Annotated in this window: 19 protein-coding genes and 3 tRNA genes; 11 read left to right on the top strand and 11 right to left on the bottom strand. The window is 50.9% G+C overall.

Annotated elements, in window-relative coordinates:
* Positions 1-102: 102 nt before the first annotated feature.
* The 6 genes from opgB to D9736_RS05680 form a co-directional block, all read right to left on the bottom strand.
* A complete protein-coding gene (gene opgB / locus D9736_RS05705; protein ID WP_130257894.1) occupies positions 103-2,394 on the bottom strand; it encodes a phosphatidylglycerol--membrane-oligosaccharide glycerophosphotransferase in 2,292 nt (763 codons plus the stop codon).
* A 254-nt stretch (positions 2,395-2,648) separates the two neighbouring features.
* Positions 2,649-3,143, bottom strand: a complete 495-nt coding sequence (gene yjjA / locus D9736_RS05700; protein ID WP_130205058.1) for a DUF2501 domain-containing protein YjjA — start codon at positions 3,141-3,143, stop codon at positions 2,649-2,651.
* 48 nt (positions 3,144-3,191) lie between these two features.
* Positions 3,192-3,929 carry a DNA replication protein DnaC gene (dnaC, locus tag D9736_RS05695; RefSeq protein WP_130216555.1) on the bottom strand — a complete coding sequence of 246 codons (738 nt, stop codon included), beginning with the start codon at positions 3,927-3,929 and terminating at the stop codon, positions 3,192-3,194.
* 2 nt (positions 3,930-3,931) lie between these two features.
* On the bottom strand, positions 3,932-4,471 hold the full coding sequence (gene dnaT / locus D9736_RS05690) for a primosomal protein DnaT (protein WP_130257893.1): 540 nt from the start codon (positions 4,469-4,471) through the stop codon (positions 3,932-3,934).
* Between the two features lie 106 nt (positions 4,472-4,577).
* Entirely contained in the window at positions 4,578-5,051 is a 474-nt protein-coding gene (locus D9736_RS05685; protein ID WP_130204757.1) for a threonine/serine exporter, read from the bottom strand.
* Positions 5,042-5,812 (bottom strand): threonine/serine exporter ThrE family protein, encoded by a 771-nt coding sequence (locus D9736_RS05680; protein WP_130216549.1) that lies wholly within the window; start codon positions 5,810-5,812, stop codon positions 5,042-5,044. The genes D9736_RS05685 and D9736_RS05680 overlap by 10 nt, the downstream gene beginning before the upstream one ends.
* Positions 5,813-6,440: 628 nt before the next feature.
* Between D9736_RS05680 and D9736_RS05675 the strand changes: the two genes are divergently transcribed.
* Positions 6,441-7,166 (top strand): response regulator transcription factor, encoded by a 726-nt coding sequence (locus tag D9736_RS05675; RefSeq protein WP_130216547.1) that lies wholly within the window; start codon positions 6,441-6,443, stop codon positions 7,164-7,166.
* Positions 7,124-7,801: a DNA-binding transcriptional activator BglJ gene (gene bglJ / locus D9736_RS05670; RefSeq protein WP_130204762.1), complete on the top strand. Its 678-nt coding sequence runs from the start codon at positions 7,124-7,126 to the stop codon at positions 7,799-7,801. The genes D9736_RS05675 and bglJ overlap by 43 nt, the downstream gene beginning before the upstream one ends.
* Before the next feature lie 37 nt (positions 7,802-7,838).
* Here the strand turns inward: bglJ and fhuF are convergent, their stop codons facing one another.
* Entirely contained in the window at positions 7,839-8,627 is a 789-nt protein-coding gene (gene fhuF, locus D9736_RS05665; protein ID WP_130221692.1) for a siderophore-iron reductase FhuF, read from the bottom strand.
* A gap of 140 nt (positions 8,628-8,767) precedes the next feature.
* Here fhuF and D9736_RS05660 point away from each other — a divergent pair, with 140 nt between their 5' ends.
* Positions 8,768-9,004, top strand: a complete 237-nt coding sequence (locus D9736_RS05660; protein ID WP_130257892.1) for a DUF1435 domain-containing protein — start codon at positions 8,768-8,770, stop codon at positions 9,002-9,004.
* Positions 9,005-9,031: 27 nt separating this feature from the next.
* Here D9736_RS05660 and D9736_RS05655 read toward each other — a convergent pair.
* From D9736_RS05655 to rsmC, 4 genes are all read right to left on the bottom strand, one after another.
* Positions 9,032-9,118: transfer RNA gene (locus tag D9736_RS05655), tRNA-Leu, on the bottom strand.
* Positions 9,119-9,152: 34 nt separating this feature from the next.
* A tRNA-Leu gene (locus D9736_RS05650) sits at positions 9,153-9,239 on the bottom strand.
* 28 nt (positions 9,240-9,267) lie between these two features.
* Positions 9,268-9,354: transfer RNA gene (locus D9736_RS05645), tRNA-Leu, on the bottom strand.
* Positions 9,355-9,664: 310 nt separating this feature from the next.
* Positions 9,665-10,696, bottom strand: a complete 1,032-nt coding sequence (gene rsmC, locus D9736_RS05640; protein ID WP_001272323.1) for a 16S rRNA (guanine(1207)-N(2))-methyltransferase RsmC — start codon at positions 10,694-10,696, stop codon at positions 9,665-9,667.
* Between the two features lie 102 nt (positions 10,697-10,798).
* On the opposite strand from rsmC, the gene holD reads away from it, so the two are divergent.
* The 8 genes from holD (at position 10,799) to D9736_RS05600 (ending at position 17,265) form a co-directional block, all read left to right on the top strand.
* A complete protein-coding gene (gene holD, locus D9736_RS05635) occupies positions 10,799-11,212 on the top strand; it encodes a DNA polymerase III subunit psi (protein ID WP_130204768.1) in 414 nt (137 codons plus the stop codon).
* Positions 11,181-11,627: a ribosomal protein S18-alanine N-acetyltransferase gene (gene rimI / locus D9736_RS05630; protein WP_130257891.1), complete on the top strand. Its 447-nt coding sequence runs from the start codon at positions 11,181-11,183 to the stop codon at positions 11,625-11,627. Before holD ends, rimI begins: the two co-directional genes overlap by 32 nt.
* A 14-nt stretch (positions 11,628-11,641) precedes the next feature.
* Positions 11,642-12,319 carry a pyrimidine 5'-nucleotidase gene (yjjG, locus tag D9736_RS05625; RefSeq protein WP_000870705.1) on the top strand — a complete coding sequence of 226 codons (678 nt, stop codon included), beginning with the start codon at positions 11,642-11,644 and terminating at the stop codon, positions 12,317-12,319.
* Positions 12,320-12,409: 90 nt separating this feature from the next.
* Entirely contained in the window at positions 12,410-13,999 is a 1,590-nt protein-coding gene (prfC, locus tag D9736_RS05620; RefSeq protein ID WP_130204770.1) for a peptide chain release factor 3, read from the top strand.
* Positions 14,000-14,400: 401 nt separating this feature from the next.
* On the top strand, positions 14,401-15,006 hold the full coding sequence (osmY, locus tag D9736_RS05615; protein ID WP_130217540.1) for a molecular chaperone OsmY: 606 nt from the start codon (positions 14,401-14,403) through the stop codon (positions 15,004-15,006).
* 126 nt (positions 15,007-15,132) lie between these two features.
* Positions 15,133-15,294: a DUF1328 family protein gene (locus D9736_RS05610; RefSeq protein ID WP_000490275.1), complete on the top strand. Its 162-nt coding sequence runs from the start codon at positions 15,133-15,135 to the stop codon at positions 15,292-15,294.
* 121 nt (positions 15,295-15,415) lie between these two features.
* Entirely contained in the window at positions 15,416-16,489 is a 1,074-nt protein-coding gene (locus D9736_RS05605; RefSeq protein ID WP_130257890.1) for a patatin family protein, read from the top strand.
* Positions 16,486-17,265, top strand: a complete 780-nt coding sequence (locus D9736_RS05600; RefSeq protein WP_130257889.1) for a metal-dependent hydrolase — start codon at positions 16,486-16,488, stop codon at positions 17,263-17,265. The genes D9736_RS05605 and D9736_RS05600 overlap by 4 nt, the downstream gene beginning before the upstream one ends.
* Positions 17,266-17,538 lie beyond the last annotated feature (273 nt).

The raw sequence follows: 17,538 nt of genomic DNA, 5'->3' as shown, positions 1-17,538 counted from the left end.
GTTTTGTAGGTCGGAGAAGGCGTTTTCGTCGCATCCGGCATTATGTACTCAATGTTGGATGCGACGCTTGCGCGTCTATCCAAACTACAAATCAGTCAGTGATTACCCTTCACGCGCCACCACTTTGATTTCCACCATGCCAATGCCGAGCTTACGCGGCGAGTGTCCGAGGATATTCCCTTCGTTGGTTGAGACAGGTTCTGGCGGAACAATTACCAGTGTGTCGGCATCGGTTGGGTTATCGAAATGCAGCGTGGTGGTGGTCACTTCATTGCCCAGTACGATGGTTTGTTCTTCATTGCCTACGCGTACCGGAATAGGACGGCTGGCGTTATTGCCGTATGCTTTGGCGGTAATCACCAGGTCAAATTTCTTCGGCAGCGGATGCTTGTACTCGATTTTTACTTCATCGCCCAGCTGCGCGTTGGACCAGCGGCCCCACGACTCCGGACGGGAAATCCCGCTAAACTGTTTCACTTCTTCCGGTGCACCCGCGACGTTAAAAATGAAACTGTCGGCTTTGTAGCGAATATCGTTATCGACAATCTTCAGCGTATCGACATTGCCTTTGTAGCGTTCCATATCGATGACGGTATCTTTAAATGTGGTTTTGCCCTTCCACGTCGTTTTATCAACATGTTGAACAATTTGCTGACCACCAAGCTGCCCCTGGGAAACACACCAGTCAGTGGAGAGAGCCAACTCTGGCGCCCATAGCTGCGCCATCTTGTAGCAGCGATCAACCCAGACGAAATTGTCGCGCGGAGCGAAATCGGCCAACTGGAAACGAAGTGGTGCAGAATATTCGCTTTCTGGCAGTGGTTCCACACGTTTATCCGACACGCGTAACAGCAGCGGCAGACGGAAATGGGTACCCGAGAAGGCGATCATGTTTTTATTCTGATCGATGGTGAACTCTTTCATCTCGGTGGGGAATTTCCACAGACGAATGATATCGGGCTTCCACGCCAGCACTTTCTCTTTAATGTTGAGGAACACTTCCGACATGGATTGACCAGAGAGGCTACTACGCCCAAGGCCGATAAAGTTATCGCCACCAAGAATATCCAGCACTGTAGCGCCGTTATCCATGGTGTTGCGCTTCACCGCCAGCGTCTCTTGCTGTGGCTTGTCGCCACGGATGACGAAAAACAGGTTGTTACGATCCTGTTTATTAAGGTATTTCCACGCCGTGTTGTTCATCGCTAAATGGTCAGATGAGACGACGATGACGGTATCTTTAAACCACGGTGACGCTTTGATTTTATTGATAAACGTCGCGATGTTCTCCTGGCTGCAACTTACCGCGCTGAATGACTGATTCGGCTTACCGTCAAAATCATATTTTTTGCGGTTGCAGGTGCGAGAGATAAAACCATCCGGGTGATGGGTATCGACCGTCAGAGTAAACAGTGAGAATCGCTGACCAGAGCGGGAAAGCTCTTCAAACTTTTTCCACGCTTCATCCAGCACGGTATCGTCGTAGAATCCCCAGTCGTTGCGATAATGCGGATCCGCCACCACACTTTTCAGCTCTTCTGCACCATACAAATGGTCGAAACCGTGTGATTTCAGGAACACATCTTTACCCGCAAAACGCAGGTTAGCCCCTTGCACAAAATAGTTCTGATAACCGGAGTTTTTCAGGATATCGCCAAGACAGATGTTCTGCGGGAAGAAGCTGGAAACCGAGGCAGAGGCGTTACCTTCAAACGGGGCAAACAGTGGAATCCCGCACTGAGACGCCACCATGCCCGCGATAGTGTAATCCGTTCCTGGCAGTTGTTGAGTATGACTGAAATCCAGCCCTTCATTTTTCAGTGCGCCCAGTTCGGGAGTGAGGTCAGGAAAAGCGTCGTTATCAAAATAGGTCCGCTCCAGACTCTCACCATAGATATAAACCAGGTTAAGTTTGGGGGCAGGGATGGTTTTCGACGGTTCTTTATAATAAGCCGCAAAGTCAGGATCGCCGTCGCGTGACTGGGATTTTACCAGCTCCGTTATCTGGCGAAACGCCGGGCTGGCGTCCACAGAACCCAGCGCCAGTAAGAGCGCCAGCAGGCTGTAGCCAAAATGGTGAGGATGATGACGGCGTCGGCGTAGGATCCAGCCCAGCGCGCCGAAAACTACCGCCAGTGCCAGCACGATACCCACTCCCGGCAGGATATATTTGCTGACGCCAGCACCGGTCAGGCTGTTAGTTAAGGTATAGAGCACCGCGTCGTTAATGCCGTCGCCAGTAAAATAGTCACTGGCAAACAGGGTAATGTTTAAAACGACAAATAACCCCAGTACCGTTAACGTGGCGGCAAACCACCAGGTGTTACGCCCCGCTTTCCATGCGTAGATCAGCACAGAGGCGAGAAATAGGGCGAAAGAGAATAGTTCTGACAACGGGCGATCCTCACTAAAACAGGCCGGTTAGCCGATGTTTAAGATTTTTTGAGAAACACAATGTAATGGTGCTGCCATATAGCTGCAATTCTAGTGTCAAAAAAATGCGATGTTGTTAGGAATTAGTTTATAAACAGACTTTTTTGAGCGAGGTTGTTTCCCGCATAGCAAGGGATGAAAGCGTCAGAAGCGGGAAAAAGAGAAGGGGATAGCCGCGCCAGCCGATTAACAGCTAAAACGCGGCGTTATGCGGATCAGGAAATAAAGTTCAGACCTTGCTTTAACACCAGATCGCAGGCTTTGGTTTTTACCTTTTCAGCTAAAGGAGTCGTACCGATGTTGTCCAGATTAAGCTGCTGACCATCTTTGGTTTTTAGCAAACCCTGAATGCCATCCAGATAGTTGGTATCTTCTTTCTGCTCTTCGCTGTTCAGGCCTAGCTTCTCCAGGACCTGATTTTTGATGTTTTCCGCATCGGTAACTGAAGCCAGCTTTTGCTTCGCGCAGTATTGCAAAATGCCTGCGGCATTGTTCATGTTGTCTGCGCTTAACGCCTGGTTGCCACTACTAAGCAGGTTAGTTAATGAGGCGAGCGACCAACCGCCTTCCTGTGTGGTGCTGTTTTGGTTGCCAAGTTCACTGGCGGCGCTGGAAAGCGCATCTTTCCAGGACGCGGCATGCACCCCGGTGGAAATTAATGCGCTGGTGGCAATTGCACAGCACAGAAGGTGTTTAATAGTTTTCATCATCATTACTCAAGGTGGAATTGTGTCGCAGTATAGCGCCGGAAAGGAGGATTAATACTCTTTACCCGTTACCCGGCTACGATAGCTTTCCCAGTTAAAAATAACCCATAGACTGTTACCCAGTCGCATACGATCCATAACGCGTTCGCCCAGTAACTTGGTCATCTCTTCCATATTGCTGTTGGTCAGCATCCCGGTTGGGCGTTTGGAAGAAGAGCGGCGATCGACGATCTGGTTGATGATCACTTTTTCGTATTTCGATTCGGTCTGCACGCCGATCTCATCGATCACCAGCAGATCAACGTTGCTCAGATCGTTAAGCAGTTGTTCTTCGCTGGTACCGCTATTTCTGAAGGTATCTTTCATCGCCGACATAATATCGGCCACGGTGATGATCAATACGGACTTACCGCGTAGCAGCAGTTCGTTGCAGATTGCCGCCGCCAGATGGTTTTTGCCAGTTCCAGGCTTGCCAGAAAAGATAAAGCTGGCGATGTTGCCGTCGAACTCTTCGACATACTGGCGCGCTTTGCTCAACGCATTCATCTGCCCTTCGCACTCAACACGATAGTTCTCAAAGGAGCAGTTTTGATGCAGTGGACGAATGCCAGAGCGGTTAAAGGTTCGCTGCATTTTCATCGCCCGATTCTCGCGCTCAAGAGCGGCGGCGCGGAGCGCCCCTTGTTCTTTCTGCCATGCCAGAAGTTCTTCACCCGTTTTGAAAGCGGGTTTGATATGGGCTGGCATCATTTTTTGCAGACGTTGCATCAGGTCGCCAACGTTTTTCATCGTTACCCTCTGAATCCCGGTGGAATTTGGCTGTCAGGTTCACTGACTGTGTTCACATCTCGTTTCGTTAATCCGCCATTGCTGGCACGACCTATTTGCAGGCTGCGCGCCAGTTTTTGTTGCCACTGCACATGATGGAAAACTTTGCCTTCCGCCTGCCAGTAAGCAATAAATGACGCCAGTTCTTCGGCGGTCACCGGCTCTTTTAGCGCCACGCCCCATAATGCCGCCTGACGGATAAAGTCGGTATCGGGTTGCCAGTCTGGGTACATGGCGAATTTGCCCATGGGTACGGCTACGGGGGCGGCTTGCGGTTCCTGATAGAGTTGATCGTCCAGGGCCACGTCACTTCCCGGACGCGTCAGTTTTTCTTCCAACGCCAGCAGTTCAGCAAGACGCGCGGGCGTAACGGCATAAAACGCCGGGGCATTGTTGGCAAATACGGCAACCATGCCGCCTTCTGCTTTTGCCAGAACGGTTTGGTGATCGTGTACCAGGGCGTCAATACCAACGACGTCCGGGGTCAAAACTCTGGAAGACATACTGTTTCTCAATATGGAACGATGAACGAGAAGGGAGATTACTTTTATAGTAACACACGGATGAGGCCAGGCAGCCTCTCATCCATGTGCTTTAAGCGAGGCAATTTTATACGCGGGGGCGCTTGCGGTACAACCACAATCCAGGAACGGAAAGACCGATGGATAACGCGCCAACAATTGATGAAGCGGTAAGAAAGTTAGTTAACAGGGTAATCATTAACGGCTCGCTGTAACCTAACTGACTGATTTTTACCGCTGAAATCATTGCAGTATACGCCGGGATGCCCGGGAACATCGGAATGACAGCCGCCACGGTAAAGACTTTCGGGTGCGCCAGATACCAGCGCGACCACTGAATACCAATGGTGCCGACCAGTAGCGAAGCCATAAACGTCGACCACTCAATATTGAGTCCGGTAGTCATTAAAATCATTCGTGAACCATGACCCATCGCGCCAAGCAGCGCACACCAGCGTAATGCCCGGATTGGCACGTTGAACACCATCGCAAAGCCGACCGCTGGGATTGCCGCGAGGATCATATCCTGCGCTAATGCTAAGAGAAATTCGATTACACCCATCCGCGTAGCCCCCAAATTGTGAGTGCCATCACCACGCCAACGCAGGTTGCCAGTGTCAGCAGGCTGGCAATCGCCCAGCGTGCCAGTCCGGTATTTATATGACCTTTAAACATATCGGCTACAGCATTTATCAACGGAAAACCCGGCACCAGTAAAAGAACACTGGCCGCCATTGCCACAGTAGGCGTATGACTGAATGTCGGAAGTTGTAGAAGGAGGCCAGAAATTGTGGTGGCGGCGAAGGCAGTGATGCAAAAGTTTATTTGTGGATGGAGGTGGCGTTGTGCCAGTAGCTGGCGGATATACATGGCGATCATACTGGCGAAGAATGTAATCAACGCCCCATCCCAACCACCGTTATTCAGTTTACAGAAACAGGCGCAAGAGAGTCCCACCATCAAAGCGACCAGCCAACGCGGATAGCGCAGGGGATGTATTTGGCTAAAACGTTTCTCAACACCTTTGTAATCCAGCAGCTTATGTTCCGCCAGAATCACAATGTGTTGTACCTCAGTAACCATATGCATATTAATACCGCGATCGTGGTTTTTGCGCGTAGATGTCAGACATTGACCATCTTTAATGGTGGTCAGTACGATAGCATTGGAAGAGATGGAGCTTTCAACGCAGTCCATCCCTAACGCCCGACCCAGTCGTGAAGAAAGCTCGTCAACCAGCGCGCTCTCCGCCCCGTGCTGTAAAAGAAATAATCCGCACTGGATACATAGCCGTGTAACGGCTCGCTGTTGCTCTGTTTGCATAACTCGCCCTTTGTCATAGACGCGTTGCGTATTTTTCAAAAAATGAGAACCCTTTTGTATCACGAAGCATGGCTGTTTTGACGTTGGTTAAGATCAAAATTGCGCTGATTAATCCTGGTTGCGGTGATGAGTTCGCGGAAGGGAAACGGTGCAAGTTTTGAGTGGAATAAATAATTCCATGAATATTATCATTAAAATGAATTTATTGTTTTGTTTTTACGCGTTTGAGTAATGGCCGGTGAAATCATTTTTTTCGGTTTCTGGTAAGAAATACACTTCAGTTTTTATTGGTTTTTTTCTTGATATTCTGGCTAAAGGCGTTTCATTTAACTTTTATTCGTTATTTTAAATGATATCTTAAACTGATTGATTTTGAGGATGTTGATTAAGTATTTCTAACAACATAATTTAGATATTTTAAATGTGTCAGAGGTATTTTTCCAGGTTATTATTTGATGCTAGTCTCCTGAAACATACAAAGGATTTTTTGTGTGGCTGGGGTAAACTGATATGAAGTGAATGCTAAGGATAAATTATTCGCTGAATCTATTAATTTATTGGAATTATTTAAAGGATGAATATTCTGAATAAACCATCATAATTTATAGACAGTGGATGTGGAGGATATATGTTGCCAGGATGCTGCAAAAATGGAATTGTTATCAGTAAAATACCCGTTATGCAGGCAGGGTTAAAAGAGGTCATGAGGACCCATCTCCCTGAATACGATATAACGAGTAGCACCTCTGCGGAGGAGCTGACCATATTACAATTACGTCGGGCTGGGTTAGTTATTGCCGATTTAGCCGGACAAACAGAAGACCCGCGTTCTGTTTGTGAACATTACTATTCATTGATCTCACAATACCGGGAAATTCATTGGGTTTTCATGGTTTCGCGAGCCTGGTACTCTCAGGCGGTGGAACTGCTCATGTGTCCAACTGCGACGTTACTGTCCGATATCGAGCCCATTGAGAATCTGGTCAAGACCGTTCGTTCCGGCAATGTCCATGCAGATCGCATCAGCGCCATGCTGACTTCGCCTGCAATGCCGGAAATCCAGGAATTTGGTTATCGCACCGTGATTCTTACCCTTTCTGAACGCAAGGTACTGCGGCTGTTAGGTAAAGGATGGGGCATCAACCAAATAGCTTCATTGCTTAAGAAAAGCAATAAAACCATCAGCGCACAAAAAAACAGTGCGATGCGTCGGCTGGCAATTCACAGTAACGCTGAGATGTATGCATGGATTAATAGCGCACAGGGGGCAAGGGAACTTAACTTGCCTTCTGTTTATGGAGATGCCGCGGAATGGAACACAACCGAATTAAGAAGAGAAATGTCGCACTCATAGAAAAGTGCGTCATGAGCAGTATCGGTATTGAGAGTTTATTCAGAAAGTTTGCGGGTAATCCTTATAAACTCTATACGTATACCAGCCAGGAGGCTTTTCAGGATGCTATGTCGCGGGTTTCATTTGCGGCGGTCATTTTTTCTTTTTCTGCCATGAGAACTGAGCGCAGGGAGGGATTATCTTGTCTGACTGAGCTGGCAATCAAATTTCCACGTACCCGGCGTTTGGTTATTGCGGATGATGATATTGAAGCGCGGTTGATTGGCTCATTATCGCCTTCTCCTTTGGATGGTGTGTTAAGTAAAGCATCAACGCTGGATGTTTTTCACCAGGAGTTGTTTCTGTCATTAAATGGTGTACGTCAGGCGACCGATCGACTGAACAACCAGTGGTATATTAATCAAAGCCGGACGCTGAGCCCGACAGAGAGGGAAATATTACGGTTTATGTCGCGTGGCTACTCAATGACGCAAATTGCTGAACAGCTTAAACGGAATATAAAAACGATCCGCGCGCATAAATTTAATGTGATGTCGAAACTGGGTGTCAGTTCTGATGCCGGATTGCTTGAGGCGGCAGATATTCTGTTATGTATGCGGATTTCAGAAACAAGTAATGTGTTGCATCCATATTAATCTACTTAATGCCGGGTTTATCCTCCCGGCAGTGTGCTTATTTCAGCGTGCAATCCCCACACTGTTGCACATCCGGTAAGCGATAACGCTGGCAACAGGTGCGGCGCACCAGCAGGCCGTCGCGCAGCACGACTGTGCGCCATAATGGATTATCTTCGCCGCTGGAGAGCGTTTTCTCAAAGAACAGGGCATGGCGGAGCGATTCAACTAACGCCTCGCCAAGCAACTGCTTCATCTCGGTCAGATACCAGTTAATCAAATAACCGGTATTACTCCAGATAAGTTTGCCGTTAATTTCACCTGTCGCTTCTAATGCCTGCACAACCGGAACCAGCGCCTGGCTGATTAACGTTTCCATTCGCTGCTGTGGCGAATGTGATGTTGCGTTTTTATCTTCACACACATCGACCCAGAAACAGGCAGCACGACCGGTTTCGTGAAACTCAACGTGGAAATGTTCCGCCGACACATCTAACGCTTTATCCTGCGTCAGCAGCGCCAGCATTAATGGCGGCACCATCAGGCCGATATACCATTGCGCCCACAGTGAGATCAGCGGTTTGTTCTCGCGGATCATCATTGGTTGATTGCGGTAGATATGATCGGAATAGACCGCCAGTAGAGAACTTAGCGCATTGGGAGAGGACCATTGCGCCAGCGTCATGGCACTAAGCGGGGCGGGTTCATCCAGACGGATAAACTCCAGCAAATGTTGACGATGTTCGGCGATCGTCGCGCGAACCGCTTGTGCAAGCGTGGGATCTTGCGGCTTGAGATGCGTTCGCCAGATAACATCTTCATAGAGCGGTGCGGAACGATAGGCCATAATCGTGATAGTAATCTAAATGATAATGATTGCTAATCCTAGCGATAGGTTTACCCGATAGCAAGGGATTTCTCTGGCTTGCAAATGATAAAAATTATCATATGATATTGGTTATCATTATTAATGAAAGAGATCAAACCATGTTGCAACGTATGCTGGGCAGTGGCTGGGGAGTGTTGCTGCCAGGATTGCTGATTGCAGGGCTGATTTATGCGGATTTATCGCCGGATCAGTGGCGGATTGTCATTCTGATGGGATTAGTATTGACGCCGGTGATGCTGTATCACAAACAATTACGGCATTACGTTTTGCTACCATCGTGCCTGGCGCTTATTTCTGGCGTCATGCTGATGATAATGAACGGGAATCAGGGATGATAAAACAGGGAAGGAAGTAAAGATAATTGGTGCGAGGGGGGGGACTTGAACCCCCACGTCCGTAAGGACACTAACACCTGAAGCTAGCGCGTCTACCAATTCCGCCACCTTCGCACAGTCATCTTACTTTTTTTGATATCGCCTCGTTTGGTGCGAGGGGGGGGACTTGAACCCCCACGTCCGAAAGGACACTAACACCTGAAGCTAGCGCGTCTACCAATTCCGCCACCTTCGCCCAGTGCAAGCAATATCAACGTGGTTTTTGGTGCGAGGGGGGGGACTTGAACCCCCACGTCCGAAAGGACACTAACACCTGAAGCTAGCGCGTCTACCAATTCCGCCACCTTCGCATACCATCAATTCTTAAAAAAGAATTGCTACCACGGAGGCGCATTCTAGTTGTTTTCAGCTTTTCGTCAATAGTTAATTATCGCCTGATGTGTAATTGCTGGAAAAATGGCCATCAGGAAACTAGCGTGCAGGTTTGGTAGGTCGGATAAGGCGTTCACGCCGCATCCGACACGGTATTTGGGTGCAGATGCCAGATGCGACGCTGGCGCGTCTTATCTGGCCTACGAAGGGCTAACGTGCAGGTTTTGTAGGTTGTATAAGGCGTTCACGCCGCATCCAGCACGGTATGCGGCGACAGGTGCTAGATACTTAACCTTTCTTCGCCTGGCGGGTCATAATGGCGCGATACACCTTGAAGCGCCCGGTTTGCGCGATCACTTCGTGGAAGCCAAATGTCTCATCCAGCACGTCCGGATAAGGCAGGAAGGCGTTCGCTACAATTCGCAACTCGCCGCCGCTATTAAGATGACGCACCGCGCCGCGAATTAGCGTTTGCGCCGCATCCAGGCTGGTTTGCATCCCATCGTGGAACGGCGGGTTGGAGATGATCATATCAAAACGACCTTTCACCTCGGAAAAGACGTTGCTGGCAAAGACTTCACCTTCAACACCGTTGGCCGCAAGCGTCGCACGGCTGGCTTCTACCGCCGGGGCAGAGACATCGCACAAGGTGAGACGAATTTTCGGCGAATGGCGCGCAAAGGCAACTGAAAGCACACCCGCGCCACAGCCGACATCCAGCACTTTACCTTTCGTGTGCGGGGTTAACGTCGAGAGCAGCAACTGGCTACCGACATCCAGACCGTCGCGGCTAAACACGCCAGGCAGCGTTTTGACCGTCAGGCCATCGACGCTGTATTCGCCCCAGAATTTATCCGCATCAAACACCGGCTGTTTTTCCAGACGACCAAAATAGAGGCCACAGCGACGGGCGCTGTCGACTTTATTCAACGGCGCATAATCGGCTAGCATCTGCTCGGCGCTGCGTACGCCGCTGCGGTTTTCACCAACGACAAAAATATCCGTCCCCACCGGCAGCAGAGAAAGTAAATTCATCAACTGGAACTGGGCTTCTGGTTTATTCTTCGGCCAGTAGTAAATCAGCGTATCGCAATCTGCGACGTCATCCGCCGTGGCGACCAGACTAAAACGGGCGTTATCTCCCATCTGGCGGCTTAACACCTGCCAGTGGTGGAATTGCTGGGTATGAGCACGGCTGGCCGCGGTATCTAAACGCGCGGGCAGGTCATCCTGTAAGTCTCCGGCAAACAGAATACGGCTTTGTTCGAAATCATCACTGTGACGCAGCAAGACTTCACTTGCCGGGGTAAATGCAGACATGGAATGCTCCTCAATTGATACTGGCGGCGATTATAGCCATATGTTGGCGCGGTATCGACGAATTTGCTATATTTGCGCCCCTGACAACAGGAGCGATTCGCTATGACATCCCGACGAGACTGGCAGTTACAGCAACTGGGCATTACCCAGTGGTCGCTGCGTCGCCCTGGCGCGTTGCAGGGGGAGATTGCCATTGCGATCCCGGCACACGTCCGTCTGGTGATGGTGGCAAACGATCTTCCCGCCCTGACCGATCCACTGGTGAGCGATGTTCTGCGTGCATTAACCGTCAGCCCCGATCAAGTGCTGCAACTGACGCCAGATAGGATCGCGATGCTGCCGCAAGGCAGTCGCTGCAACAGCTGGCGGTTGGGTACTGACGAACCGCTATCACTGGAAGGCGCTCAGGTGGCATCACCGGCGCTCACCGAATTACGGGCAAACCCAACGGCACGCGCCGCGTTATGGCAACAAATTTGCACATATGAACACGATTTCTTCCCTCGAAACGACTGATTTACCAGCGGCTTTCCACATTGAACAACGTGCCCACGCCTTTCCGTGGAGTGAAAAAACGTTTGCCAGCAATCAGGGCGAGCGTTATCTCAACTTTCAGTTAACGCAAAACGGCAAAATGGCGGCGTTTGCGATTACGCAAGTGGTGCTGGATGAAGCTACATTGTTCAATATTGCGGTCGATCCCGACTATCAGCGTCAGGGACTGGGAAGGGCGCTGCTGGAACATCTGATCGACGAACTGGAAAAACGCGGCGTGGCGACGCTCTGGCTGGAAGTCCGTGCCTCAAACGCTGCCGCCATTGCCCTGTACGAAAGTTTAGGCTTTAACGAGGTGACGATTCGCCGCAATTACTACCCCACCACGGACGGTCGCGAAGACGCCATCATCATGGCGTTGCCAATCAGTATGTAAGACAAGGTGGAATAATGAAGTGGGACTGGATTTTCTTTGATGCCGATGAAACGCTGTTTACCTTTGACTCATTCACCGGCCTGCAGCGGATGTTTCTTGATTACAGCGTCACCTTTACCGCTGAAGATTTTCAGGACTATCAGGCCGTTAACAAGCCACTGTGGGTGGATTATCAAAACGGCGCGATCACTTCATTACAGCTTCAGCACGGGCGTTTTGAGAGCTGGGCCGAACGCCTGAACGTCGAGCCGGGTAAACTCAACGACGCCTTTATTAATGCGATGGCGGAAATCTGTACGCCGCTGCCGGGGGCGGTTTCCCTGCTTAACGCCATTCGTGGCAACGCCAAAATCGGCATCATCACCAACGGTTTTAGCGCCTTGCAGCAAGTGCGTCTGGAACGCACGGGTCTGCGTGATTATTTCGATTTGCTGGTGATTTCCGAAGAAGTTGGCGTTGCCAAACCGAATAAGAAAATTTTCGATTATGCGCTGGAACAGGCGGGCAATCCTGACCGTTCACGCGTGCTGATGGTTGGCGACACAGCTGAGTCCGATATTCTCGGTGGCATCAACGCCGGGCTTGCGACCTGCTGGCTGAATGCGCACAATCGCGAGCAACCAGAAGGCATCGCGCCCACCTGGACCGTTTCTTCGTTGCACGAACTGGAGCAGCTCCTGTGTAAACACTGATTGCCTCCCCCCCGTTGATGGGTAAAATAGCCGCAATTTTTCGTTTTCAACAAGCGCGGCGCGATGCCGCTTACTCAAGAAGAAAGAATTATGACGTTGTCTCCTTATTTGCAAGAGGTGGCGAAGCGCCGCACTTTTGCCATTATTTCTCACCCGGACGCCGGTAAAACCACCATCACCGAGAAGGTGCTGCTGTTCGGACAGGCCATTCAGACCGCCGGTACAGTAAAAGGCCGTGGTTCTAACCAGCACGCTAAGTCGGACTGGATGGAGATGGAAAAGCAGCGTGGTATCTCTATTACCACTTCTGTGATGCAGTTCCCTTATAAGGATTGCCTGGTTAACCTGCTCGACACCCCGGGGCACGAAGACTTCTCGGAAGATACCTATCGTACTCTGACCGCGGTGGACTGCTGCCTGATGGTTATCGACGCCGCAAAAGGTGTTGAAGATCGTACCCGTAAGCTGATGGAAGTTACCCGTCTGCGCGACACGCCGATCCTCACCTTTATGAACAAACTTGACCGTGATATCCGCGACCCGATGGAACTGCTCGATGAAGTTGAGAACGAGCTGAAAATCGGCTGCGCACCGATCACCTGGCCGATTGGCTGCGGCAAGCTGTTTAAAGGCGTTTACCACCTTTATAAAGATGAAACCTATCTCTATCAGAGCGGTAAAGGCCACACCATTCAGGAAGTCCGCATTGTTAAAGGGCTGAATAACCCGGATCTCGATGCTGCGGTCGGTGAAGATCTGGCACAGCAGCTGCGTGACGAACTGGAACTGGTGAAAGGCGCGTCTAACGAGTTCGACAAAGAATTATTCCTTGCGGGCGAAATCACTCCGGTATTCTTCGGTACTGCGCTGGGTAACTTCGGCGTCGATCATATGCTGGATGGCCTGGTGGAGTGGGCACCTGCGCCGATGCCGCGTCAGACTGATACCCGTACCGTAGAAGCGAGCGAAGACAAATTTACCGGCTTCGTATTTAAAATTCAGGCCAACATGGACCCGAAACACCGCGACCGCGTGGCGTTTATGCGTGTGGTGTCCGGTAAATATGAAAAAGGCATGAAACTGCGCCAGGTGCGCACCGCGAAAGATGTGGTGATCTCCGACGCGCTGACCTTTATGGCGGGTGACCGTTCGCACGTTGAAGAAGCGTATCCGGGCGACATCCTTGGTCTGCACAACCACGGCACTATTCAGATCGGCGACACCTTTACCCAGGGTGAGATGATGAAGTTCACCGGCATTCCGAACTTCGCGCCAGAACTGTTCCGTCGTATCCGCCTGAAAGATCCGCTGAAGCAAAAACAGCTGCTCAAAGGGCTGGTACAGCTTTCCGAAGAGGGCGCGGTGCAGGTGTTCCGTCCGATCTCCAACAACGATCTGATCGTTGGTGCGGTTGGTGTGCTGCAGTTTGATGTGGTGGTATCGCGCCTGAAGAGCGAATACAACGTCGAAGCGGTGTATGAGTCAGTCAACGTCGCCACCGCTCGCTGGGTAGAATGCGCGGACGCGAAGAAATTCGAAGAGTTCAAGCGTAAGAACGAAAGCCAACTGGCGCTGGATGGCGGCGACAACCTCGCTTACATCGCTACCAGCATGGTCAACCTGCGCCTGGCGCAGGAGCGTTACCCGGACGTTCAGTTCCACCAGACCCGCGAGCATTAATTCTTGCCTCCAGGGCGCGGTATCCGCCGCGCCCTGTCAATTTCCCTTCCTTATTAGCCGCTTGCGGAATGTTCTTAAAACATTCGCTTTTGCTTATGTTTGCGCGTTTTTTAGTCGATACGGCGAGCGGTTTCAAAATTGTGATCTATATTTAACAAAGTGATGACATTTGTGACGGCTTTAAATACCGATCAATACGTAGATATCAGTATTTAAAACCGTTAACTGTCATCCGATTGATATTAATAACTGATTCAGAGGCTGTAATGGTCGTTATTCATCACTCATCGCTTTTGTGATGGCGACCATTGACTTCTGTACAGGGTGAAGTCTCTCCCTTTCAGCAATGCAACCTCGTGTTGCCTGGCTCAAATTACGAGCAAACATACAGGAATAAATCGATGACTATGACAAGACTGAAGATTTCGAAAACTCTGCTGGCTGTAATGTTGACCTCTGCCGTCGCGACCGGCTCTGCTTTTGCGGAAAACAGCGCGCAGACAACCAATGAAAGCGCAGGGCAAAAAGTCGATAGCTCTATGAATAAAGTCGGTAATTTCATGGATGACAGCGCCATCACCGCGAAAGTGAAGGCGGCCCTGGTGGATCATGACAACATCAAGAGCACTGATATCTCTGTCAAAACCGATCAAAAAGTTGTGACCCTGAGCGGTTTCGTTGAAAGCCAGGCCCAGGCCGAAGAGGCTGTGAAAGTGGCGAAAGGCGTTGAAGGCGTGACCTCTGTCAGCGACAAACTGCACGTTCGCGACGCTAAAGAAGGCTCTGTGAAGGGCTATGCGGGGGACACCGCCACCACCAGTGAAATCAAAGCCAAACTGCTGGCGGATGACATCGTCCCTTCCCGTCATGTGAAAGTTGAAACCACCGACGGCGTGGTTCAGCTCTCCGGTACCGTCGATTCCCAGGCACAAAGCGACCGTGCTGAAAGTATCGCCAAAGCGGTAGATGGTGTGAAAAGCGTTAAAAATGATCTGAAAACTAAGTAATTCGTCGTAATTCGTTCTCCCGAACTTTGTCGGGAGGCGCGATGTGCACCACACTAAAAATATCGCATTGAGTGATTTTCACGCTCATATCAAGCGGTGACATTAACTATGGTAAAGGAGACGCTTATGTTTCGTTGGGGCATCATATTTCTGGTTATCGCGTTAATCGCCGCCGCACTTGGGTTTGGTGGTCTGGCCGGTACCGCTGCAGGCGCAGCTAAAATTGTCTTTGTCGTCGGGATTATTCTGTTCCTGGTGAGTTTGTTTATGGGCCGAAAACGACCCTAGATTTCAAACCATTAAGAAAATTTTATACAAAGCCAGTCCAACGGACTGGCTTTTGCGGTTTTAGCGAATAATAAATTGCGTTACTTTGTCAGTCTTTCACAACAAAAACAGGAAGGCAGAGGTGGGGCAGCGAATACCTGTAACGCTTGGTAATATTGCGCCGTTGTCGCTAAGGCCGTTCCAGCCTGGACGAATTGCTCTGGTGTGCGAAGGCGGCGGGCAGCGTGGAATTTTCACGGCTGGCGTGCTGGATGAGTTTATGCGCGCGCAGTTTAATCCTTTCGATCTTTATCTCGGCACATCAGCCGGGGCGCAGAACCTTTCGGCATATATCTGCAATCAGCCCGGTTACGCGCGCAAAGTCATCATGCGCTATACCACAAAACGCGAATTTTTCGATCCAGTGCGCTTCGTCCGTGGAGGAAATCTTATCGATCTCGACTGGCTGGTGGAGGCCACCGCAAGCCAGATGCCGTTGCAAATGGACACCGCCGCGCGGCTGTTTGAGAGCGGTAAATCGTTTTATATGTGTGCCTGTCGTGAGGACGACTATGCGCCGAATTACTTTTTACCGACCAAACAAAACTGGCTGGATGTGATTCGCGCCTCCAGTGCGATACCTGGTTTTTATCGTAGCGGAGTGTCGCTGGAAGGCATTAACTACCTGGATGGTGGGATCAGTGATGCGATTCCGGTTAAAGAGGCGGCAAGGCAGGGCGCTAAAACGTTGGTCGTCATCCGCACTGTGCCGTCACAAATGTACTACACGCCGCAGTGGTTCAAACGCATGGAACGCTGGCTGGGTGACAGTAGCCTGCAGCCGCTGGTCAATCTGGTGCAGCATCATGAAACCAGCTATCGTGACATTCAGCAGTTTATTGAGAAACCACCGGGCAAGCTGCGGATATTCGAAATTTATCCGCCGAAGCCATTGCATAGTATCGCGCTTGGCAGTCGGATTCCGGCGCTGCGTGAAGACTATAAACTTGGGCGTTTATGCGGTCGTTATTTCCTCGCCACGGTTGGCAAGCTATTAACTGAAAAAGCGCCGCTTACCCGCCATCTGGTGCCAGTGGTGACGCCGGAATCGATTGTCATTCCGCCTGCGCCAGTCGCCAACGATACGCTGGTTGCCGAAGTGAGCGATGCTCCGCAGGCGAACGACCCGACATTTAACAATGAGGATCTGGCTTGATTTGCCGTTTTATCGACACCCACTGCCATTTTGATTTCCCGCCGTTTAGCGGCGATGAAGAGGCCAGCCTGCAACGCGCGGCACAAGCGGGCGTAGGCAAGATCATTGTTCCGGCAACCGAGGCGGCAAATTTTGCCCGCGTGTTGGCACTGGCGGAAAATTATCAGCCACTGTATGCCGCATTGGGCTTGCATCCTGGTATGTTGGAAAAACATAACGATGCATCGCTGGAGCAGTTACAGCAGGCGCTGGAAAGGCGTCCGGCGAAGGTGGTGGCGGTGGGGGAGATCGGTCTGGATCTCTTCGGCGATGATCCGCAATTTGAGAGGCAGCAGTGGTTGCTCGACGAACAACTGAAACTGGCGAAACGCTACGATCTGCCGGTGATCCTTCATTCACGGCGCACGCACGACAAACTGGCGATGCATCTTAAGCGTCACGATTTGCCGTGCACTGGCGTGGTTCACGGTTTTTCCGGCAGCTTGCAGCAGGCCGAACGGTTTGTACAGCTGGGCTACAAAATTGGCGTAGGCGGTACTATCACCTATCCACGCGCCAGTAAAACCCGCGATGTCATCGCAAAATTACCGTTGGCATCGTTGTTGCTGGAAACCGACGCGCCGGATATGCCGCTCAACGGTTTTCAGGGGCAGCCTAACCGCCCGGAGCAGGCTGCCCGTGTGTTTGCCGTGCTTTGCGAGTTACGCCCGGAACCCGTGGATGAGATTGCCGAAGTGTTGCTTAATAACACGTATACGTTGTTTAACGTGCCGTAGGTCGGATAAGGCGTTCACGCCGCATCCGGCAGTTGGCGCACAATGCCTGATGCGACGCTTGTCGCGTCTTATCATGCCTACAGGCCTGTGCCGACCGTAGGCCGGATAAGGCGTTCACGCCGCATCCGGCAGTCGGCGCACAATGCCAGATGCGACGCTTGTCGCGTCTTATCATGCCTGGAGGACTGTGCCGAACCGTAGGCCGGATAAGGCGTTCACGCCGCATCCGGCAGTTGGCGCACAATGCCAGATGCGACGCTTGACGCGTCTTAT

It is taken from the genome of Escherichia sp. E10V10 (genome assembly GCF_004211985.1).
Lineage (GTDB): Bacteria > Pseudomonadota > Gammaproteobacteria > Enterobacterales > Enterobacteriaceae > Escherichia.
This window is presented reverse-complemented; position numbering and strand designations above follow the sequence as displayed.